Annotated in this window: 17 protein-coding genes and 1 pseudogene; 7 read left to right on the forward strand and 11 right to left on the reverse strand. The window is 45.8% G+C overall.

Annotated features, from left to right (window positions below):
* Positions 1-224 precede the first annotated feature (224 nt).
* The 7 genes from ASG85_RS25525 (at position 225) to ASG85_RS25555 (ending at position 10888) form a co-directional block, all read left to right on the forward strand.
* Entirely contained in the window at positions 225-2633 is a 2409-nt protein-coding gene (locus ASG85_RS25525; RefSeq protein ID WP_057304684.1) for a sugar phosphate nucleotidyltransferase, read from the forward strand.
* A 72-nt stretch (positions 2634-2705) separates the two neighbouring features.
* Positions 2706-2918 (forward strand): hypothetical protein, encoded by a 213-nt coding sequence (locus ASG85_RS25530; protein WP_052228876.1) that lies wholly within the window; start codon positions 2706-2708, stop codon positions 2916-2918.
* Positions 2919-3040: 122 nt separating this feature from the next.
* Entirely contained in the window at positions 3041-3598 is a 558-nt protein-coding gene (locus tag ASG85_RS25535; protein ID WP_082562289.1) for a DUF4912 domain-containing protein, read from the forward strand.
* The gene (locus ASG85_RS25540) at positions 3595-6738 is read left to right on the forward strand and encodes a 1,4-alpha-glucan branching protein domain-containing protein (RefSeq protein WP_060648119.1); all 3144 of its coding nucleotides are present in this window, start codon (positions 3595-3597) and stop codon (positions 6736-6738) included. Before ASG85_RS25535 ends, ASG85_RS25540 begins: the two co-directional genes overlap by 4 nt.
* A 222-nt stretch (positions 6739-6960) precedes the next feature.
* On the forward strand, positions 6961-8922 hold the full coding sequence (locus ASG85_RS25545; protein ID WP_057304681.1) for a glycoside hydrolase family 15 protein: 1962 nt from the start codon (positions 6961-6963) through the stop codon (positions 8920-8922).
* A gap of 182 nt (positions 8923-9104) precedes the next feature.
* Complete coding sequence (locus ASG85_RS25550) at positions 9105-9686, forward strand: TetR/AcrR family transcriptional regulator (protein WP_060648120.1); 582 nt, start codon at positions 9105-9107, stop codon at positions 9684-9686.
* A 62-nt stretch (positions 9687-9748) separates the two neighbouring features.
* Entirely contained in the window at positions 9749-10888 is a 1140-nt protein-coding gene (locus tag ASG85_RS25555) for a cytochrome P450 (RefSeq protein ID WP_156396810.1), read from the forward strand.
* 495 nt (positions 10889-11383) lie between these two features.
* Here ASG85_RS25555 and ASG85_RS25560 read toward each other — a convergent pair whose 3' ends face one another.
* From ASG85_RS25560 to ASG85_RS25605, 11 genes and pseudogenes are all read right to left on the reverse strand, one after another.
* Positions 11384-12364, reverse strand: a complete 981-nt coding sequence (locus ASG85_RS25560) for a metallophosphoesterase family protein (RefSeq protein ID WP_057304679.1) — start codon at positions 12362-12364, stop codon at positions 11384-11386.
* A gap of 11 nt (positions 12365-12375) precedes the next feature.
* Positions 12376-13635: a Gfo/Idh/MocA family protein gene (locus ASG85_RS25565; RefSeq protein ID WP_057304678.1), complete on the reverse strand. Its 1260-nt coding sequence runs from the start codon at positions 13633-13635 to the stop codon at positions 12376-12378.
* A gap of 19 nt (positions 13636-13654) precedes the next feature.
* Entirely contained in the window at positions 13655-14545 is an 891-nt protein-coding gene (locus ASG85_RS25570; RefSeq protein WP_057304677.1) for a carbohydrate ABC transporter permease, read from the reverse strand.
* Positions 14546-14563: 18 nt separating this feature from the next.
* Entirely contained in the window at positions 14564-15433 is an 870-nt protein-coding gene (locus ASG85_RS25575) for an ABC transporter permease (protein ID WP_057305085.1), read from the reverse strand.
* 117 nt (positions 15434-15550) lie between these two features.
* Positions 15551-17254, reverse strand: a complete 1704-nt coding sequence (locus ASG85_RS25580) for an extracellular solute-binding protein (protein ID WP_057304676.1) — start codon at positions 17252-17254, stop codon at positions 15551-15553.
* Between the two features lie 140 nt (positions 17255-17394).
* Positions 17395-19080, reverse strand: a complete 1686-nt coding sequence (locus ASG85_RS25585) for a response regulator (RefSeq protein WP_057304675.1) — start codon at positions 19078-19080, stop codon at positions 17395-17397.
* The gene (locus ASG85_RS25590) at positions 19073-20818 is read right to left on the reverse strand and encodes a sensor histidine kinase (RefSeq protein ID WP_057304674.1); all 1746 of its coding nucleotides are present in this window, start codon (positions 20816-20818) and stop codon (positions 19073-19075) included. Before ASG85_RS25590 ends, ASG85_RS25585 begins: the two co-directional genes overlap by 8 nt.
* A gap of 105 nt (positions 20819-20923) precedes the next feature.
* Positions 20924-21082 carry a hypothetical protein gene (locus tag ASG85_RS38180; RefSeq protein ID WP_156390098.1) on the reverse strand — a complete coding sequence of 53 codons (159 nt, stop codon included), beginning with the start codon at positions 21080-21082 and terminating at the stop codon, positions 20924-20926.
* Positions 21083-21506: 424 nt separating this feature from the next.
* Positions 21507-21896, reverse strand: a complete 390-nt coding sequence (locus ASG85_RS25595) for a glycine cleavage system protein H (protein WP_057304673.1) — start codon at positions 21894-21896, stop codon at positions 21507-21509.
* Between the two features lie 82 nt (positions 21897-21978).
* Entirely contained in the window at positions 21979-22527 is a 549-nt protein-coding gene (locus ASG85_RS25600) for a peroxiredoxin (protein ID WP_057304672.1), read from the reverse strand.
* A gap of 251 nt (positions 22528-22778) precedes the next feature.
* Positions 22779-23120, reverse strand: a pseudogene (locus tag ASG85_RS25605) (ABC transporter ATP-binding protein); the annotation flags it as partial.
* Positions 23121-23386 lie beyond the last annotated feature (266 nt).

Consider the following 23386-nt stretch of genomic DNA (forward strand, 5'->3'; position numbering starts at 1 on the left):
AAACTCTAAAGTTAATGCTTACGATGCTAGTTTTCTACGAAAACTCTAAAGTTAATGCTTACGATGCTAGTTTTCTACGAAAACTCTAAGGTTAATGCTCACGATGCTAGTTTTCTACGAAAACTCTAAGGTTAATGCTTACGATTCAAGTTTTCTATGAAAACTCTAAGGTTAATGCTTACGATGCTAGTTTTGCTAAAGCAAAACTCTAAGGAGGTACCACAATGAAGGCTGTTATTATGGCCGGAGGCAAAGGAACTCGACTTCGTCCCCTTACTTGTCATCTCCCCAAGCCCATGGTGCCTCTTCTCGGTAGGCCCTGCATGGCCTATATCATTGAATTGCTCCAAAATCACGGCATTCAGGACATAGCAATTACTATGCAATATAAACCTGAAGTGATACGCAACTTTTTTGGCAGCGGACAAGCTTTTGGCGTCAATCTCCATTATTTTGAAGAAACAAGTCCCCTAGGTACAGCTGGGAGTGTCAAGCATGCGCACGAGTTTCTTGACGATACTTTTATTGTCATAAGCGGGGATGCATTAACTGATTTCGATTTGAAGCAAGCACTCGCTTTTCATAAAGAAAAGCAAGCCAAAGCTACGTTAATCCTGACTCGTGTCAGCCATCCTTTGGAATATGGTGTTGTTATCACGAATGAAGAAGGACAAATTACTCGTTTTCTGGAAAAACCAAGCTGGGGTGAAGTTTTCAGTGACACGGTAAATACAGGTATTTATATTTTGGAGCCCGAGCTGCTAGAACGCATACCGCTGGGGCAAGAATTTGATTTCAGCCAGCAGCTTTTCCCTGCCTTGCTCGAAGAAAACAAAGGGCTCTATGGTTATATCAGCTCTGGATATTGGACGGATATCGGCAACCTGCAGCAGTATCGTCAAACCCAGTTTGACATGCTCGATGGGAAAGTGAAGCTCGACATTCACGGAACACAGATCCGCCCCGGTGTCTACATCGCAGATGATGTTGAAACCAGCGCTACCGCACGTGTGATCGGACCAGCTTTCATTGGGAAAGGGAGCAGGCTGGAAGATGAAGTAGAGATCGGTGAATACTGCATCATCGGGCAAAATAATCGACTCTCCAAAGGGAGCAAATTAACGCGAAGCGTGCTGTGGGATCATAACCATATTGCTGAGCACAACGAATTGGCCGGTTCCACACTGACTAGTCGGATTATTTGTAAAGAAGCCTCCTATTTGGGGGATGGTTCTGTTGTTGGCAACCATGTGGTCATCGGCGCGAAAAGCCGCATTGAACCCAACGTGAAAATTTGGCCCCATAAACAAATTCGTGATAAGACCCTACTTCATACCTCCTATATTTGGGGAGATCATGCAACCAAAACGCTATTCAAGACAAGCGGTGTAAGTGGTATTCCTAATCTAGATTTAACACCGGAATTAGTCGCTAAATTCGCCACAGCCTATGGAGCAACCTTAGCCCCCGGCAAAACGCTCATGGTAAGCTGTGCTCCCCATACGTTCACTCGTTTATTAAAGCGTACACTTACAGCGAGCCTACAATCTGTAGGTACGCATGTTATTGATTTAGGGGATTGCTTTGCACCTGCGTCTACCTTTGCTATTCGTCATTTAGGTGCTGCTGGGGGAATTCACCTCGAGTGGTCCGGCAAAGAAAACGATGTATGCAGCCTACTCTGTTTGGACGCTGAAGGAATGCCTATTCCGAAATCAGCAGAGCGTAAAGTGGAAAACAGCTTTTGGCAAGAAGATTATGGACGGGCCACTATGAAGCAGATTGGCAGTTACAAAGAAGAAGTGCACTGGTTACAAACTTATATAAATGCTTTGGCCCAAGAAATCGCATATGAACGCGATCATCCGTTTGTATCCCCTCTTCGCATCGTCATTGAAGCGAGTTCTTGGCTGCAGCCTTTCATGGTTCCATTTTTCGAAAAACTGGGGCTTGAAGCTATCCATGTTACTTCTACAAGTATGCAGGATCCGCTTCACGTCTTTATTCCGCTATCTGGCGCAAGTCTCGGTTTACGTGTTCACGATGATGGACGAACCATACAGTTAATAACAGAAAAAGGTGAGCTTGTAGACAGCGATTTACAAACCGTTTTCCTCTATCTTTGTTACCTGCACAGCCGTCCAGGAGCAACCATTGGTGCTCCCGTCAGTGCCCCCCAGCTTCTAGAAAGCATGGCGGAGGGACTTGGCGGGAAGATCGTTCGTACGAAGGAATGGTCACGGGCCATCATGGAAGCTACACAAGAAGCGAGGATACATCCCTTGTTCGATTCTCTCTTTGCCATTGGACTGGTGATTCTCCATTTGGAAAGAACCGGCATTCCGCTCTCGGATCTGCTCTCCTTGTTTCCTAGCTTTCATCTTCTACGTGAACGTGTCGATTGTCCTTGGGATTCCAAAGGAGAGGTTATGCGGAGCATGATGGAGCGGACGAAAGATGTACCCGTTGATCTAATCGATGGCATTAAGTTTTACCATGAGAATGGGTCTGTCCTGCTGCTGCCTGATGCCGATGATCCTGTCTTTCAGCTCGTAGCCCAATCGGCGGATCCTGAGCTTGCTGAGCAACTTGTCCATTCCTACCGTGGACACATTCTAAACGCACTTGTGTAAGCATAATTATAGTATAGATATATCCGATACGTGGTTCCGAAGTCTTATGATGAAGGGGAGAGCGGCGTGAATATGATTCCAAGCGTTTCTAGACAGATCGCTTTTGTGCAGTATGACGATCAATCCTCAAGTATGACCGTGCAATATCATACCGGTTTCAAAGCATCGTATACCAATGTCAAACAGGATGAATACCTTTTGATATTTTCTTCGGTGAATCGGTACGATTCCTTAATGAGACTTACGGAAAACCGGTACATGGAAGGGCAAAATCCAACCAAGTAAAGGATATACATGTGATCTCCCCCTTTTACATAAGGGTGGAGATTTTTCGTTTGTATAGTGCATATGCTACAATGTTGCTCAAGATCTTTGCAGCTTATTTTCACTAACTACCCTGAGAAAAGGTGAGTCCGATACCTACCCAAGCTCTCTCTGTTGATCCTATAGATCGGGATACCTTTCACTTACTAATCCAGTCTCCGACTGTTCTTTTTGCCTACTGGCAGCTCTCTGTCCGAAAAAAGAACATGGTACAGGAACATTTCGATAAAGACTGGAAAGAGCTTCAGCCTACTTTGCGATTTTATCATGCAACCAATCTACCTATAGATAGCTACCAAGCTGACAGCGTCTCAGAACTTCATCTCCCCTCAGGAGAATCATGCTTTCTGAGCGGGTTCCACCCAGGCCAAATTTACTTTGCGGATCTTGGCATTGTGAATGAACAGGGGCAGTTTCTCCCGCTTCTGCGTTCCAATACGATTCAGACTCCCCCTATAGAAACGAATCAAGATATTCCTTATCACCAAATAACGAATGATCAACTAGATACGTACCGGCCTATTGCCGTTTCCTTTCAGCTACTGACGCCTGAAGCTAATGAGCATTTCTCTGCCTATTCGGTGTATTCACCGAAGACCGCATACTCAGCAGATACGGAATCTGGAGGCGATACTGATTGAGCACAAACCTAAATGCCAACGTGAGCACCAGCTCTAATGTACAAGGTTTCGTTGCCTTGCTTTTACATGCCCACATCCCCTATGTTCGACATGAAGAGGAGAGCATCACCCTAGAAGAGCGATGGTTCTTCGAAGCCGTTGTCGATAGCTATCTTCCTTTGATCGAAATGATGGACCGGCTTCTTGAAGATGAAGTGCCTTTCCATCTCACTTTGTCTTTGTCCCCTACGCTGCTTGCCATGCTCGAGGATTCACGTTTAAAGATGAGGCTTCGCAAGCATCTGACCTCGTTGTGCGAACTGGCTCAGCGTGAAGTTATTCGTCTATGGGGCCATCCCGACTTCGGTCCTACGGCAAAGCTCTATGCCGACCAGTATCATCGGCTTATGGCTTTGTACGATCGCCTTCGGGGCGATCTGATTGGTAAGTTCCGCAGCCTAAGAAGCACTGGCTGCTTAGAATTAATCACGTGCGCCGCGACGCATGCGTTCTTGCCGCTAGTCAAGAACGACGCCGCGTTGCGCGCGCAGCTCGAAGCCGCCGTAACGGAATTCCGGCGGCATTTTGGGTCCGCTCCGGCTGGTATCTGGCTGCCGGAGTGCGGCTATACGCCTGCGTTGGAGCCCCACCTGCAGGCACTTGGTCTTCGCTACTTCGTAGCGGACGCCCATGCGCATGCGCAGGCTGTGATAACGCCGCAGGAGGACGTGACCATAACGAGGGGCCCGGTAGTTGAGGGCACCACGAAAGCGAAGGACGCGGCGGGGACACCGCTGCGCACGCAGAGCGGCGCCTGCGCCTTTGCTCGGGACCTCGAAGCCGGCGCCCAGGTATGGAGCGCCGAAGTCGGGTACCCGAGCGATGCCAATTATCGCGAGTATTATCGCGATATCGGCTACGACCTCGGCCAAGACGGCGGGGCCGAGTGGGAGTACTTGAAGCCCTATGTGCTGCCGGACGGCGCACGCATACACACGGGCTTCAAGTACTACAGCGTCACCGGCGCAGCCTCAGGTGACGCCAAAGCGCCCTACCACCCGGCGCGGGCCGCTCAGAAAGCTCAGCAGGATGCTGAGCATTTCGTCGCCAGCCGGGTGGCGCAGCTTCGCCGCCTCGCTGAGGAGCGCGAGGCGTTAGCTTTGGCCGCCGGCGACCGCGAAGCGCGGCCGGCGGAACCGCCGGTCATCGTATGTCCATACGATGCCGAGCTGTTCGGGCACTGGTGGTACGAAGGCCACCAGTGGCTTGAGGCTGTGCTGCGCGGGCTCGCTGCCGCGCGCAGCCTAGAGGGCGTAGTCGTGGACACGACTACGTTAGGCGGCTACGCCGCCGCCCATGCGCCGACCACGGAAGCTGCGCTTCCCGTGTCGAGCTGGGGCCGAGGCGGCTACGCTGAGGTCTGGCTGCAGCCGCGCAGCCAGTGGGTACATCCGCTGCTGCACGCGGCGGAGGATCGTATGGTGCTTGCTGCGCAAAAGCACCCGAACCCCGAGCTGCTCACGAAGATGCAGCAGCGTGCACTGGATCAAGCCGCGAGAGAGCTTATGCTCGCGCAAAGCAGCGACTGGACATTCATCCTAGATGCGGAAACGGTAACCGCCTATGCGGCTAACCGCATAGAAACGCATTTATCCCATTTCCATAAATTACTTAACGGGCTAGAAACAGCAGCCTCAGACAAAGAGCTATCCGAATTTGTGATTTCCTTAGAACGGAGGTCCCCTTTTCTGCCGGAGCTCCATTACCATCTTTTCCAAACTAGCACTTCCATAAGTTTGAATAGCTCTTTGAACAGCTCTTTGAACAGCTCTTTGAACAGCTCTTTGAACAGCTCTTTGAACAGCTCTTTGAACAGCTCTTTAAATAGTACTTCATTAAAACTCTCATCCAATGCCAAGTCCACACCTCTGCGTATTCTTATGCTCGCATGGGAATATCCGCCGCGTGTCATCGGTGGTCTCGCGAGAGCTGTTTGTGACTTATCTAAGCATCTTGCTGCCTTCGGCCATGAAGTTCATGTCATTACGTGCCTTGCACCCGATTGTCTTCCCTATGAGCGGTCTGATGGGGTGCATATTCATCGTGTAGAAGTTCTCCAGTCCACTGGAGCCATTCACTTTCTGGATTGGGTATTTCAAATGAATATGACTTTCACCGATGCTATCCACCGCTTAACTTTGCAAGGCATGCAATTCGATCTCATTCATGCTCACGATTGGCTTGTCTTTTACGCTGCCAAAGAATCCAAAAATGCGCTTCATCTCCCGCTCCTTGCAACGATCCATGCCACCGAGTATGGCCGAAATGAAGGGAAGCTGGATACCCCTGTGCAGCAACGGATCCATGCCTTAGAAAATAAGTTAACCGACGAAGCCGATCAGCTCGTTGTCTGCAGCCTATATATGCAGGAAGAAGTCATTCGCCTATTTCATGTACCTATCCATAAAACGACTCATATACCTAATGGTGTTATTCCTTTTCGCGCAACTCCTGTTTCCCTTGAGACTGTTAATCCGCTTCTTTCTAATGCTCTTTTTAGCGGTGAAGAGCAGAATCGAATTATCGCTTTCCTTGGGAGGCTTGTTTATGAAAAGGGCGTGCATATCCTCATATCTGCCATGCGGCTTGTACTCAAACGTTACCCTGAAGCTAAGCTGATTATAGCGGGTACAGGACCCGAGCTTGAAGGATTAGAGAGACTGGCCGCTCCGTTAAGTGACCGCGTCAGCTTTACAGGATTTCTAGATGAGACCGATAAAAGTCAGCTTTTGTTATCCGCGGAGCTTTGTGTAATTCCAAGCCTCTATGAGCCATTTGGTCTTGTAGCCTTGGAAGCAATGGCAAGCGGTACGCCACTCATCGCATCGGATACGGGAGGTCTTGCTGAGATTGTCGAGCATGGCATTAACGGCTGCAAAGTGCCCCCGGGGGATGCAAATGCACTAGCTTTTCAGATTGCCCAATTTCTAGAAAAGCCTGACGACGCAAACGAACTCGCTGCGGCTGCTTTGAGCAAAGTCAGCGAGACCTTTCACTGGGAGCAAATCAGCGCGTTGACAACAGAAACTTACGAAAAATTGATTCTCCTTCACCCACAGCGGTCAGGTATATTCCCCAACCAGAAGGAAATAATGAAATAATATGGATAACTATGCCAGTTTGTAAGCGTGACCAGTGGGAATTTTCAGAATTTTTTCAAACAATCATTGATTCCTTGGTAATAATTAGGTAACCTATTGGCAAGCCCTGTGCTAACTATGTCCTAGTCACTATCGAAACGAGGACGCGATATCCCAAGCTGGATACCTCAAGGACGGGTTCTGAATCGCGCGATCAAACAAACGAGTGGGGAAGTGATTTTATTGCCTAGACATCTGGTCATCGGAAACGGAAAATTTCTTATTAACCTCGATCAGCATTCCTACATGCGAGATCTGTATTATCCTTTCGTAGGCCAGCTTAACCATATTGGCGGTTATCAATGCCGTGTTGGTATATGGGTGGATGGTTCCTTCGCCTGGCTGAATGCCCCTGAATGGCAATTTAAACTTGCCTATGTCGAGGATTCACTCGTCACCGAAGTGACAGCTACGCATCCCGGTCTTGGTGTCACTCTGCTTATGAATGACGGGGTTCATCAGCGCGAGGATATTTATCTCAAACGTATCCAAATTACGAATCACAATAGTACCGTTCGCGAAATACGTATGTTCTTCAATCAAGACTTGCTCATTAATGAGACAGAAGTTGGGGATACAGCCGCTTACTATCCAGCGAATAATACGGTATTCCATTATAAGAAAGACAGATATTTTATGTTTAACGGCAGTACAGGAACCGAGGGCATTTATCAATACTCTACAGGTGTCAAAAGATTTTATAATGCCGAGGGAACTTGGCGCGACGCGGAAGATGGGCATTTGATGGGCAATGCCATTGCTCAAGGATCTGTCGATAGCACCATTTCTTTTCGACTCTTCGTACCGCCGAACGCCAACCAAACGCTCTATTATTGGATGGGTGCAGGCAAAACGCTGGAGGAAGTCAAGAAGCTCGATGCCTATGTCAAAGACAGCCACCCTGGTAAACTCCTTGACCGCGTAACCGTGTACTGGCAAAGATGGGCAAACAAAATTGAACGCGATTACGGCGATCTGCCGCTCGAAGTCCAACGGCTTTTCAAACAAAGTCTACTGCTAGTCAGGACCCAAACGGATGTAAACGGTGCGATCATCGCTGCGAACGATTCCGATATTATGCAAAGCAACCGCGATCATTACAGTTATATGTGGCCTCGAGACGGTGCTTTAATTGCTTATTCCATGTCCATGGCCGGTTACCAAGGTATGATTATTCCTTTCTTTAACTTCTGTGCGAACGTGCTGTCACCCGAAGGTTACTTGCATCATAAATACAATCCGGACGGCACCGTAGGCTCCAGTTGGCATCCATACATTCATTCCGGACGGGTACAGCTCCCTATTCAAGAAGATGAGACTGCCCTTGTGCTATATGCCCTTTGGCAGGATTTCCAGAAAAATGGAAGTCTTGAATTCGCCCAATCCCTCTATCGCAATCTCATTCGCAGAGCGGCCAGATTCATGTCCACTTACATTGATCAGGAATTGAACTTGCCGAAGCCAAGTTATGATCTGTGGGAAGAACGCTACGGTATATTTACGTTTACAGCATCAGCGGTTTATGGCGGACTAATTGCCGCTTCCAACTTCAGTAATCTGTTCGGGGATGAAGAGCGAAGCAATCGTTACAAGCATACAGCGGAGAAAATCAAATCCGGTATCCTCAAGCATCTGTGGGACGAAGGAGAACAACGATTCGTTCGCGGCTTGTATATGGAAGATGGCGAATGGGTAAAGGATATGACGCTCGAAAGCTCCGTTTACGGCATCTTTGAATTCGGCGTTCTGCCTGCTGATGATGATCGTGTGGTGAGCACGATGAAAGCCAACAAAGCTGGACTCATGATCAAAACCGAAGTAGGGGGGGTCGCTCGTTATCATCACGACTATTACTTCCAACGCTCTACGGATATTGAGAACGTACCAGGCAACCCATGGATTATTTGTACACTATGGATTGCCGAATGGGAAATTGAGTACGCCAAGTCACTGGCGGATCTCGAAGCACCGCGTCAAACGCTTGAATGGGTTGTCAAACACGCAATGGAAAGCGGCGTTCTGTCGGAACAATTAGACCCTTTCACAGGTGAACCGGTATCCGTTGCTCCACTCACTTGGTCACACGCCACTTATGTGCTGACCGTCGTAAAGTACTTGAACAAATATAAACAGCTTACCAAGTAAAAAAGCTTTAACGTATTTTACCTCCTATGGATTTGAACACTTGTTCATTCTGGGAGGTTTTTTCATTTCATTTTGAAAGCAAAATCTCCTCGCGGTGCAGTTGACATCTCTTTTTCCAATATGTTACACTTTTGTTGTACTGACCAGTCAGTTCTACCTTGCGTATCGAAAGGCGGATATCCTTGAGTAAAGAGAAAATTATCCAGACAGCGGTTGAAGTATTTTCAGAAAACGGTTACCATCGGGCGAGTATGGATGAAATTGCCTTGAGAGCAAATGTCGCCAAAGGTACGCTTTATTATCACTTTCCAGGTAAAGCCCAATTGTTTAAGACGCTTGTTAAGGATGGTTTTCAGGAGATTATTGATAAAGTACAGGCTGATCTTAAAGCCAATCTTACTTTGGAAGAACAAATCAAAAGGATCATCAGGCACAATCTCGATTTGTTTTTGGAATCAAGCAGTTTAGCGCATATCGTTTTCAATGAGCTATCCAACGGTATCGATCAGGAAGTACTGGAAGAACTGAAGAAACTTAGGAACGACTACATTCATTTTCTTGCCGACGTTTTGGAAGAAGGGAAACATGAAGGCGTGCTTCGTGATGTTAACTGCAATTTGGCCGCGGCGGGGATCGTTGGGATGCTCGACAGCGCATCTAATTATTTTTTGAACAACAACAACAACGAATTGTCTCGTGATCATATTGAACAATTCTTTTATACGATCATTACGTCAGGTTTGTTTATGACTAACGGTGAGTAACCGCCCCTTTTTTTGGAGTTATTATACTGACTAGTCAGTTCAAATAAAATAAGATGGAAGCGATGGTGAAACATTTGGATTCGAGAACGGTTAATGAATTGATCCCTTTGTCTTATTTTAAAGAAATGCGTGCCTCCTCCCCCGTATCGTTTAAAAAGGAGACCGATTCCTGGGACGTTTTCAAATACGAAGACGTCAAAGCGATTTTTTCCGACCATGAGCATTTTTCTTCGCAAGGTGTAGGAACGATGAAAGATCCGATTGAGGCGAGTGTTCTAAGACAGGATCCGCCTAAACATCGGCAATTGCGGATGCTTGTTTCTCAAGCTTTTGTTCCTCGGGTCATCGAAGGATTGACGCCAAAGATTGAGGCGATAGCGAATGCGTTGTGTGACCAAATGGAAGCAAACGGTAAGATGGATGGGCTTCATGATTTTGCAAGTCCGCTGCCGATTATCGTCATTGCCGAAATGCTAGGTATTCCTCAGGAAGATCGAGAGCGTTTCAAAGAATGGTCAGATGCGCTGGTCGGAAACAACTCCGAGCGATATTATCAATGCCAACAAGAGATGAGTGACTATTTTACCGCTATAGCAGATCAGAGACGGCTTGAACCGCAGGATGATCTGATTAGTCGTCTCGTCCGCGCAAAGGCAGATGGTGAACAATTAAGCGATCTGGAAGTGATCGGCTTCTGCATCCTGCTGCTTGTAGCGGGAAATGAAACCACAACCAACCTCATTTCCTCCGCACTGCTCCTCATCGATAGCCATGCAGAAGTAAAAGAGCAGCTTTTGACGGATCGCTCCTTAGTTCCACAAGCTCTTGAGGAAGTTCTTCGTTATTGTTCACCTGTTCAAACGATGATTCGAACGGTAAAAAAGACCACAGCTCTACGCGGGCAAACACTAACTCCCGGACAAATGGTCAATATCTGGATTGGCTCGGCCAACCATGACGAAGACATATTCGATCGCCCGGACATCTTCGACATCCACCGGAATCCTAATCCCCATCTTGCTTTTGGTCACGGAATTCACTTCTGCTTAGGAGCACAATTAGCTCGTTTGGAAAGTAAAATTGCTATTCAAACGCTGCTTACTCGATTCCCTGAGTTCCACCTTGATCGCTCCCATGTGTTGGAGCGGATCGACAGTTGGATGATGTTTGGAATCAAACAGCTGCCTATTATTTTGCGGTAATCATTGAAGTTGTGTTCAGAGTACTGGTTTTAGTTCGACTGATTGATTAACATAACTCTAAAATGCGATGGTCATTCAGTTTTTGTGAGTGAAGATAGGCTATATTGATTACCAATGTTGTATGTTGTACAACAATTCACACGTCAAAGGCTATATTACAGCTTGAAGTTGCATTTCGTACAACATTTTGAGCATATTTGTTGCGAAATGATCTATTGGGGGCCAAATTGTTGTACATTATGCAACATCAGGGATGAGCGGCTGGATCTAGGCAGCAATTGTTGCACTTTTTACAACATCAATCTACCGTGAAATCAGGGAAATTGGCCACAAACTTGATACGCTTTTTACAACAACATTGCGTTAAACAGCCCGTTAGAGGAGTGAAGAAAAAGGCTGCCTCGCGGCAGCCCTTCCAATGTTTAACTATCGTTTTCCTTTTTGAATTTTTCAACCGTGGGAGCCGAAGGGGACTCACTACTCACTACTCACTTCTCACTCCACTTTCCTACCTTCCGGCCGATGCTCCGGCTGCTCCTCCACGACGCTTCCGTCATTCTGGCGAATCCACGTATCGAACCGGCGCTCCCCCTCCTTCAGTCGAATGACTCTCGCTCCTGTAGGCAGCAGATCGTGACGCACGCCATCCACGTAGCTTACATATCTCGTCGAACGTCCGTAGCAAAGACGAATACCATGTAGCGTTCCCCAAAAATCGTTACCATGGTCGTGACCGACAAACGTCCCCATCACATCACCCATCTCCACCATTGCCGCAAACATACCTGAATTAATCGCTGGAGCAGAGCAGCAAGAGTCATAACGATGCCCATAGCATACGTGGAAATCCCATACGTCATTGTACTCTGGTAGAGGAATGTGGAAGAAGGCAAGCGCAGGCAGCGGTTGTTCACCGATTCCCCTTGTCAGCTCTTGCGACTTGCCCACATACCAATTGATTTGATCTCTGCGAATCCAGTCATATCCGCCTACCCGATCACCGATTATTGAGTAGTCGCCGCTATCCAAAAAATACAGCGCCGCCGCCGTTTCGCCGGACTTACCGGCTACAGTTACGACAAAGTTCCCGGCCCCATTAACGCCTTCTGGATCCGGTTCCGCTACACAATATTCATGCTGCAATTGCAGCTCATGCATCGTTTTCCTCGGCACTTCACCCTCCGAGTCGTGATTGCCGAACACGGCCGCCCATGGAATGCAGCTCTGCTCTGCTGCATCAACGGCTCGGCGGAACGATTGAATCGGATCTCTCGCCCGGTTACTTGCGATTACATCGCCCGCAAACACAATGAGATCAGGCTTCTCGGCCTCGATGATTCGTTCCATAAGAGCTCTTGTCTCTGAATCATACTTCGGTGTTTCCGGGTCATAATCAAATTCGTCGAGAAATTCCACATCGGAAAATTGTACGATGACAAACGTACCATCGTCTCGGTATTTTAGTCGTTTTTTCATAACTCCACCGCCTATGCTCCATCGAATCTAAATTCTCTCATATTAACCACTCTTCGATCTACCCTTGACCGCTCCGCTGCAAATGCCATCAGGTGACTCTGTACCGAATGAGCTGCAGAAGTTAACCCCTTTCCTTGCCCGCCCTGCTGAACCAGCTTCACAAAATCGCGGATCAAGCCGAAGTCACCGCCTCCGTGACCAATATGCCCTCCCGGTGTTTCAAGTGAGATTTGCTTGGTCGTGCCTGTTTCGAAATCAATCACTTCAATTTCATTTTTCTCCATGGCAGCGCGAATTTCGCCTTTTGTTCCCATCAGTTTAAGGGTTCGACTGCAGTCATTCGTAAATGCACTCATCGTAAAGGCAGCCGTCGCTTCATTGGCAAACTCCATATTAACGACTTGATGGTCAACTACATCATTGTCGCAATGATACACGCATTTGCCGTACGGCCCCTCTTGCAGCGCTTTCGTGCGGGCTTCCAAGCTAAGATCATCACTGATCGCTGAAGTAGGCCAGTGTATATTGTCCGTAAGGTACACTTTAGGCGCATAATATGGACATGTATCCGAGACAGGGCATCCGTCCAAGCATCGCTGCGGCGCTCCCTCCGGGGCATTCTCCTTTTTGAAATGAGACAACGATCCAAATGATGAAACATGGGTGCAATCCGCCCCAGCTAACCAAAGAATAATATCCAGGTCATGACAGGATTTGGCCAAAATCATCGGACTCGATTCGGCGGTTTTGCGCCAATTGCCTCTGACAAAGCTGTGCGCCTGATGCCAATACGCTACATTCTCATTATGCTGAATGGACATGAGCTGGCCAATCGCCCCCTCGTCCAACAACGTTTTGATTGTTCCAAAGAAATCCGTATAGCGGAGAACATGACAAATCGAAAATACTCGCCCATATTGCTCCGAACGCTCACCCATACGGATACATTCCAGCGGATCGGGGGACATCGGTTTTTCGAGCAGTACGTGATATCCCGCTTCCAACGCTTTCATCGTCGGTTCATAGTGCATGTTGTCCTGCGTACAAATAAGCACGGCATCTGCCAGTTTAGGTCTGGCCAATAAATCCTCCCAGTTCTCAAAACACATCTCATCAGGCAATCCATGCAGCAATTTAAACTTATGGCTTCTCTGTTGGTTCGGTTCCGCAACGGCAACGACCTGCAGCTCATCCGGATGTTCAAGCGCATATCCCGTATAATTGACTCCTCTTTGTCCAGCTCCGATTAATGCAATTGTTATTTTCCCCATTGTCTATCCCGCCTTATTTTTATTCCTTCACACTGCCTACTGTCATACCTTTGATAAAATATCTTTGCATGAATGGGTAAACCATGAGAATCGGCAGCGCGCCCATGAAAATCTGCGCAGTTCGGAGCGTTTTCTCGCTGAGATTCTCCAGCTGTTTGAGCTGCTCGACGTTAACGGACTGCATTTGTGCATTCATAGCTGTTATTAACGTGGAAAGGTACGTTTGCAGCGGATATTTGTCCGGTGAGTTCATGTAGAGAATGCCGTCAAACCAAGAATTCCAGTGTCCTATTATGGTAAAAAGCCCAATGGTTGCAATCGCTGGCAACGATACAGGCAAGTATATTTTCCACAGCAGCGTCCAGTGATTGGCTCCGTCGATTGTAGCCGCCTCTTCCATTTCCTTCGGAATGCCTCGGAAGAAGTTCAGCATCATAATCATATTCCATACATTCAGTGCTCCAGGTAAAATAAGCGCCCAAATCGTATTAATCAACCCGGTCGATTTCACGATCATGTAGGTCGGAATAAGTCCTCCGCCCAAAAAAATCGTAATCGCAAAAAACCATACATACACGGTTCGGGAGCGAAACTGCTCCGTTTCTTTGGCAAGCGGATAGGCCGTAATAAAAACTAGAAACATGTTGATTACCGTTCCGAGCACGACCCTTTCCACCGAAACACGTAGTGACCTAATAAATTCCACCTTATGTCCGAGATACACGTAAGCATCGAGTGTAAAACCGATCGGCAGCAGCTTAACTTCGCCGGCCATCGCCGCCGTGTTGGAACTTAACGATACAGCCAAAAGGTGAATGAAAGGCACAATACCTATAATAGTAATGAATGTCAGTACCAAGGCATTCATCACGACAAATAGCTTTCTGCTAAACGATGGTTTATAAACCATAAGAAGTCCCCCAGCCGTCTAAAATATTCGGTAATTGCTGAATTTATATGCAAGGTAGTACGATAACGATACCAATCCGACGGATATGCCCGACTTAAATAAACCCACTGCCGCCGCAGGCGCAAACTGTTGGCTGAATAGACCGAGCCTGTAAGTGAACGTGTCAATAATATCAGCACCCTGATAAACGGTTGGATTATACATGATCAAGATTTGATCAAACCCTGCGTTCAATATATTGCCCAGACTTAATGTGCTCATTAAAATAATGATGGGCATCATTCCCGGCAATGTGATATGAATCATTTGTTTCCATTTACCAGCACCATCTACTTCTGCAGCCTCGTATAGACTTGAGTTAATGCCTGTGATGGCAGCCAGAAAAATGATCATATTGTAGCCCATACCTTTCCAAACATCCGAACCGACCATGATGGCTCGAAACCAATTGTTGCTGCCCATGAACATAATCGGTTCCAGACCGAAGCTTGAGATCAGGTCGTTAACCGGGCCTCTCAATGAAAATAACTCGAGAATAACCCCGCCCAGCACGGTCCACGCGAGAAAAAACGGTAAAAAAATGCTCGTCTGGATCATTCGCTGAAACCATTTTTTTGTAATCTCATTCAGTAAAAGTGCCAATACGAGTGGAACGAGCAAGGAAAAGGCAATTTTCAAAGATGAAATGAGTATCGTATTCCACATGACCTGATGAAAGTCCGGCAGATTGAATACATATTTAAAGTTTTTGAACCCGACCCATTTCGATTTAAAAAAACCAAGCACCGGTTCAAATTTTTGAAAAGCCATCACGACTCCAAGTATAGGGCCATAAGCATATACAAGTGTAACCAACACGCCGGGCAAAAGCATCAGATGCAGCGGCATTTCTGTTTTTATTCTCAACTGTGAAGCCTCCAATCGCACACAAATTCAAACGTCCCATTTTAATGAAATGGGGGAGAGATTGTAAGTAACTCCTCTCCCCCCGTTCTATGGTTCACCTTATTTTACGGCATTCTTCGTGTACCACTCGTTTACTTCCTTCGTGATATCGTCTCCGCCAAGCTTCTTCCAGCTCTCAACGTACTTATCGAATTCGCTTATCGATGCGCCCATAATGATTTTGGTATAGGTTTCGTCGAGAAGCTTATCCAGCTGCGCTCCCTTTTCGACCTGTGTTTCCGTCGGAACACCGTAAAACTCGTTAAAGAACACTTGCTTGCTGTCACGAATTTGGCGCGTTATGCCCCAACCGCCATTTTTAGCTGCACGGCTATAGTATTGGCCCCAATTTGAACCTTTGGTTGCGTTCGTCGTGTCGCCTGCAAGGAACTCCTTGGTTGCCTTAAACACGTCTGCGACATTTTTGTAGTTATCATCATCAAGCGTAATCGCCTCTTGCTTGGCATCCAATGCCTTGTTGACCTCTGTGTAAATGGTTTCAATTTGAGCAGGGTTGTAGATTCTAGGCACGAACCAATTGTAAACATACCCGTTTTCCGCTTTGTTTTTCTCCAGATATTGTTTTTTACCCATTTCGAGATAGAAATTAATCATCTTAATCGCAGCTTCTGGGTTTTTCGCTTTTTTGTTTACTGCAATAATGTGGCTCATCCGCACCTTGCCCACCATCGATTTCCCTGGCTGACCATCCAGCGATGGAATTTGATAAGCTTCCCACTCTGCATTTGGATCCTTATCCTTGTTAATATTGAGCGGCCAGTTCGGGTACCACCATTCACCGTACGAAATGCCAACCCTGCCGGCAACAATATCTTCCACAACCTTGTTCTCATCTTTCAGCGCAAATTCCTTATCAATAAGCCCCTTTTGATACCAGGACTGCAGCTTGGCCAAAGCGTTTTTCGTTTCAGGCTGGATTTCACCCGCTGCAAGCTTGCCGTCTTTCCCTTTAATCCAAGCTTTTGGAGCCGTACCATAGCCATTGAAAACACCCCTCGCGTCAAATCCCCAACCAATGAGGGCTTTCTGCATCGCAATGCCATATCGATCATTTTTACCGGTTTTGCCAGGGTCATTTTTGACAAAGGCATCAGCTATTTTTTCCAAATCGTCAATGGTTTTCGGAGGCTGCAGGTTGAGGTTGTTCAGCCAATCCTTCCGAATCCACAATAGCTGTGTCGATAAATACGGATCCTCGAAACCAGGAATACCCAAAAGTTTGCCATCGGTTGTTGTGGTCTTCATAGCAAACCCGCCATCCACCTGCATATAATTCTTCAAAGCGGGTGATGCGTATTTATTGTAAGCATCCGTCAGATCTGCAAGCATGCCCTGACTTTTCAATTTCTCAAATTGCAGCGAGTCCAGATCCAAGATGTCAGGCAAATCTGCGGAAGCAACAGCAAGAGAAAACTTTTGCTCGTATTGTTCGGTCGGTACGCTCCACAAGTATTTCAGATCAATATTCAGCATTTCTTTCAAATCTTTCAGATAGGCATTCTGATCGGGCGTAATTCCCTTTGGCGTTTTCGGGTCTTCCGGAGGGCGGTAACCTAGCACTTCGGTAACGGTGATCGGTTGAGCGTATTTCCCCAATGGATCTACGGTTTCGTTTTTTTGGGTATTGGTAGTTTGCTGCGGTGTACTCGTCGAGCTTGAAGCGCTTTCATTATTGCTGCAAGCTGCTAACGATGCAACCATCAGTGTAGTCACTAGAACAGAACTGACATGCTTTCTTTTCATGTTTTACCCCCCATATTTTCGTAAATTGAGAACTAACAGTGTTAACGATCTATGGTAAAGGCTCGAGCTTTACACTATTTATTGTAATGCTGGGGGGCGAATGATCGCTATAATAAACTATTTACATCGTTCTGTTTTGTTTACTTCCTCGTTTTGTGAATGATTGAGTCCCGATATTCCTGCGGTGACACTTCTTTCATTTTCCGAAAAAATGCCGTGAAGTAAGAAGGAGATTCAAATCCCAGCTTCAAAGCAATTTCATTGATCTTCACCTGCATGTCCTCTAGCATATTCACCGCCGCTTCCGCTTTGGCTGTATTGATATAGTCAGAAAGATTGCGCCCTGTAAGCTGCTTATAAAAACGTGAAAGATACGAAGGATTAAAATAAACCACTTCAGCGATTCTCGCAAGAGAAAGATCTCCACCCAAGTTTTCGTTTATAAACCTATGAATTCGCTCAACTAACAAATTTTCGCCCTTGTCAACTTGCTCTTTTTTCTCCATGCATATCTGTTTGCCAAGCTCTATATAAAAGGCTTCCGTAGTTAGCCAATCACCGGGAATGTCCATCATGGCAAAATTCTCGAAATGTCTATGTTCCTTGATTCTTTCCGTAATGTTTTGCCCATTGATATAGGCTAGGAAGACGAGTACAAACATATAGTACCTTTCTAGACCGACAAGGTAATTTTGAGCCATATCATGTTTCAAACTGCCGATCAGATCCCTGCAGACGATTTCAGCTTGCTGCTCGTCCCCTTCATCCAGCCTTTTTTCAAGCAATCGCAGTTTCTTGTTGAATTCATCCGAGTAAGCGGAAACCTTCGCAGGTTCTACTTTGAAAAATTCGTTCGTCATGCCGAGGTCCATGATCGTCATTTTGAGCCCAGCAGCGGATCTTTTCTTCATCATCGCTTTCATAAGTTCGAATTCCTTATGGATGCTGTCCCATTCGACTGCTCCCCTAGAAATGATGAAAGATACGTCCATTTGAAGCAGATCGCGGCACGCATTTTGAACCGATTCCAGTATTCCTTTCAAATAGGTGACTAGGCTACCCCAATCGATGGCATCGTCTTCATTTCGAAACCTGTCCGTATCGGAACTCAGCTGGATGAACCAAACAATTGTCGAATTTTCATATACAATGTCTTCGTTTATCATCGAGGAAGGCAAGTATTGCTCAACTAAGTTCCTAACGGAATAAAGCGCGTTTCGTTTATTGGCATACGACATGCCTTCTGGCCAACAGTCCATTTTGCCAACAAGGATCAATACAGGGGAATCCCCCTTCAGCTTTAAATCTTGTCCCGCAAATAGGTCTTCGGCTAGAAGATCGGCTACATTTTCGCCTAAAAGTAAAGCCTCGAACATTTCCTTATTCAATAGCGGTGCCATGACCAGCATTTGCTTCCGGGCCTTATCAACAAGATCATTGTTCTTTAGCTCATCCTCTATTTTCATTAACGCATTTGTAACCGCACCGATGACAACCTTATCTTCTTCGGTTTTCAGAATATAGCTTTCCACATTTTTTTGAATAGCGGTGTACACATAATCAAATTCGTTGTGCCCCGTCAAAAAAATAATTTTACAGGAAGGCCAGTAAAATAAGATCTCATCCATCAATTGCAAACCATTTTTCTCCGGCATGCGAATATCGCTGAGAACGACATCAATCTTCGTTTTTTTGATAATTTCAATCGCCTCAAACGCGGAGTAAGCCTTGCAGATGTCGAGATCTAGCTCCTCTCTTTCCTGAAATATCTGTACAAGTCCCTCGACAATTGCCGGCTCGTCGTCCACAATTAAAAGTCTATACATCGCTGCCGCCCCCATAATTGAATTGAATGATGATTTCTGCTTTAAGCCCCCCATAGTCACTTCGGGATACAAATAACCCGCTCTCCTCGCCATACTTCAGCCGGATTCGATTACAAACATTGATGATGCCTGTCTTTTCAAGCACATTGAAGGAATTCGCGAGTTTCGCATCCAGGGAATGAATGAACTCATCCGTGATTTTATTTCCATCATCTTCCACACATATGCACAACCTATGATTCTCACACGTAACTTTGATATGGATACTGCCGCCTTTGCGTTCGTTCTCAAAAGCATGCTCAAATGTGTTTTCGATGATGGGCTGCAGGATTAGTCTCGGAACCATGAGATGTTTGCACGCATCGGGAATTTCTTCCGCTACGACTTGAATCCGATTGGAGAACCTAATACGTTGGATTTCCACGTAATCCATGGCATGTCGATATTCCTTGGCAAACGGTACTTCATCCTCTCCGCTTCTTGTAACAAACTGATAATAGCTGCCCAGCTTCTGAGCAAATGTGGCAACCGTTTCGTAATCTTTGGCCTTGCACATCATGTAAATATTGAAAAATCCATTGTAGAGAAAGTGTGGATTGATCTGCGACTGCAGCTGTTTTAATTCAGAATGCTGCAGCGCTATTTTCTGTTCATAATTTTGTTGAATCGATTGCTTTAGCTTGTCTATCATCTTGTCAAAGCTTCTATAGAGGTAACCAAACTCAATGTCATTTTTCGGCCTTATCGAAATGTTCAGGTTATCCGTTTCCAGCGTTTTGAACGCGGCAATCAACTCTTTTAGCGGATTGTGAATCATCATTTTGACTGAAAATGAAAAAACAAGAATGATCGCCATCGAGACCACAGACATAATGATTAACCAAACATTGAATTTCTTGAGAGACCCGGTAAGTTCATTTTGATTTACATAGGAGAAAAGGGTTAGTCCTAGTGTACTTATACGGGTGGAGGTGACCCAGTAACTTTGATCTCTGACTTTAAGGATATGACTATCCAACGTTTTGTTACTCTGCTCTTTTGAAACGATATTGAATATACTTTGGACAATGGCATCTTCATGCTTAGGTGATATATCAAAACTAAACGATTCATTGGTGAGAACAGCACCGGCATCGCCATAATTTCCTACTAGCTGGTTCAGTGTTTTTTCCAATTTTTGGACGGATAGCTCCAAATAGACGATGACACTTGAATTGTTTGCAAACTCGATAAAAAACAATCGGCCATTGCTGTAGTATAAGGATGGTTTTGGCGAATAATTAAAGAACTTTTCAATCACCTCATACTCCTGATTCGGCAGCTCAGTGATTCCGCTTTGCGTGGAGATCGTCCTTCCAAATGATTTCAAATATACCCCAGTATTGAGCAAATACTCACTGGAGTTCTGGATGGTGGCCAATCGTTCCTTTACCCTTTTTACGAGTTGGATTTCTTCAAAGTCATCAAGTGTGCCTGATAGAAAGTTTAGCTTCTGAAGATCGGAATCGTTGATAACCTGCAGCTGCTGGTTTCGGATGAAAGAGATTTGATCATCTAACTGGTTCGAGTAAAATTGCACTTTGGACTGGATTGAATTCGAAAATTCCTGTTTGATAAAGGATTGCCCCATCATATTCATCAATAGATTTACCAGATAGACAGGAATAATCAATGCCGTGAACACGATAATGACTTTTTGAAAAACGTACAATTTGGGCAGCTTTGTTAGTCTTTTCACATTTCCTCCCTGTTGGACCGTTCATAGTTCAATCACCTCCCATCATACCAAAAATTTTTATGGAAGCGTCTACCTTTTCACCATCGCTTACTTCCCAGCACATTTTCATTTCGGTTCATCGTACTCCCCAATCCTTTCACGCTGCGCTTCCAAATTTGAACTATAGTGATTTTCAAAATAAACAGCAGGGACAGGCAACCGCGGCTTCGTATATTCGTCTGTTGATCCGGTACCCGCTACCCTCAAAACCGTCGATTCATTCATCCAATCTCGCTCTACATGGAGGTGGCTTAAATCGGGATCAATCGTCACATGAAGGGTGCTAGATGAATGAATTTATATGCGCGGTTGAATGATGTTGTAGATAGTGCAACAATTGCTGCCTAAATCTCGCTCCTCTCTCTTCGTTGTTGCATAATGTACAACATTTCCGCCCAATACGGGCGATTTTGCAAAAATAGGCTCGAAATGTTGTACAAACTGCAACTTCAAGTGGCAAAATAGCCTTTAGGCGTGTGAATTGTTGTAGGAAATACAACATTGTTAGACACTATAGCCCATCTTCTCTCACGAAAGCTGAATGACTCTAAAATCGGAAACTTGCACTTCTAATTTGCTTATATACAAAAAAAGAATGCTGGACCCCAATGAAGTGGTCTTGCATTCTTTACTTTTTATGGCGCAGCACTCAGTCTTCCAGCGAAAAATCCCGCAAATATGTTTCCTCTTCCCATAGCTGCTCAAGCTCAGACCCTTGACTCCACTGAATCGTAAATAGCCAGCCCTTGTCATAAGGAGATTCGTGAATCAGCATCACCGCTCTTTCCAGAAGCCGATTGACTGATGTTATTTGGCCGGATAATGGGGCTAGCAGATCGTGTTCGTCATCCGCTACAGTCTCAACAGAACCCATGAATTCCCCTTTTCTCACATGAGTATCCAGATCAGGGAGCTCGATAAAAACAAGCATACCCAGCTCGCTGATCCCATACTCTGTTAACCCGACAACAGCTTTTTCCCCTTCGAGTCGAATCCAGTAGTGATCTCTTGTATATTTCAAATTCGTCGGAACCGTCATGTCCGCTCTCCTTCATGAAGAAAAGCTCCCCTGCTCGCATTCGCATGCCAACCAGAGGAGCTTCTCTATGTATTCAAAAAACTTATTTTACAACCAGGTTTTTGTCGCCTGGTTTCCAGTTCATTGGGCACAATCCGCCGGATTGAAGCGCTTGAAGCACACGAAGTGTTTCTTCTACGCTGCGGCCTACGTCGTTGTGGTTAACAACTTCGTATTTCATTTCGCCTTCTGGATCAATGATGAATAGACCGCGAAGCGCGATACCTTCTTCTTCGATCAGAACGCCGTAGTCACGAGCTACGGATTTCGTGATGTCAGCAGCAAGTGGGAATTCCAATTTGCCAAGACCATTATCGTTGATTGGCGTATTGATCCAAGCTTTGTGCGTGTGGATACTGTCGATGGAAACACCAAGGATCTCAGTGTCCAGTTCTTTGAACTGACTAGCAGCATAACTCAAAGCTGTGATTTCTGTAGGACATACGAATGTGAAGTCCAATGGGTAGAAGAATAATACTAACCATTTTCCTTTGTAATCAGACAAAGAAACTTTACCAAATTCTTTACCGTCACCTGTAGCGGTCTCCATTGTAAAATCTGGAGCTTGTTTACCAACTAAACGCTCTGCCATGGCTATGATTCCTCCTCAAATCTATCTTATTCGTATAAAATGGTACCATCCGACTAGATGAAAGTCAATAATTAGATCAGATACTACATAATAATTATTATAATATATGAAGAGCTGATGAACATGAATAAAAATCGATTTACGAGCAGTAGGGGCTGTCCCAAATGTCATAAATAGATGACTTTTGGGACAGCCCCTGCTAATACTTGAAATAAACCGTTCCTACGAACCGGCGCTGCCAAATAATAGGCTTAATGTGTTCCTAGGTAGCCTTTGACGATGTTGTCGTTGCTGCGAAGCGCTTCCGAGCTTTCTTCCATTGTAATGTTGCCTGTTTCCAACACATAACCCCGGTGGGCCAGTTTGAGCGCAGCTTTGGCATTTTGTTCTACCAGCAAGATCGTTGTCTTGTTCTGTTCGTTAATGTTTTTAATGATCTTCATGATTTCTATGACGATAATGGGAGCGAGCCCCATGGACGGCTCATCGAGCATCAGCGCCCTACCGATCGCAAGCATCTGCTGCTCGCCTCCACTTAACGTACCCGCCATTTGCTTGTGACGCTCCGCTAAGCGGGGGAACATGTCGAAAACTATAATCCCTATCCGCGGCAGATTGATGTTGTAAAAAGTGCAACAATTACTGCCTAGATCCAGCCGCTCACCCCTAATGTTGCATAATGGAGTCAATTTCATAATAAAAGTCCGATTTTTCCAAGTATGGTTTCGGAAGAAATGCAGTTGGATAAGAGCCTTTAAAGACTGCTATTTCTTCATTTCCAGCGTATTTTGTAAAAATAGGAGTCCCTAGAGACTCTTAACCTTCAAGTGAAGTGTAGATTCGGTAGAAAAGCAATCGG

The organism is Paenibacillus sp. Soil724D2, from assembly GCF_001427935.1.
Classification (GTDB): Bacteria; Bacillota; Bacilli; order Paenibacillales; family NBRC-103111; genus Paenibacillus_E.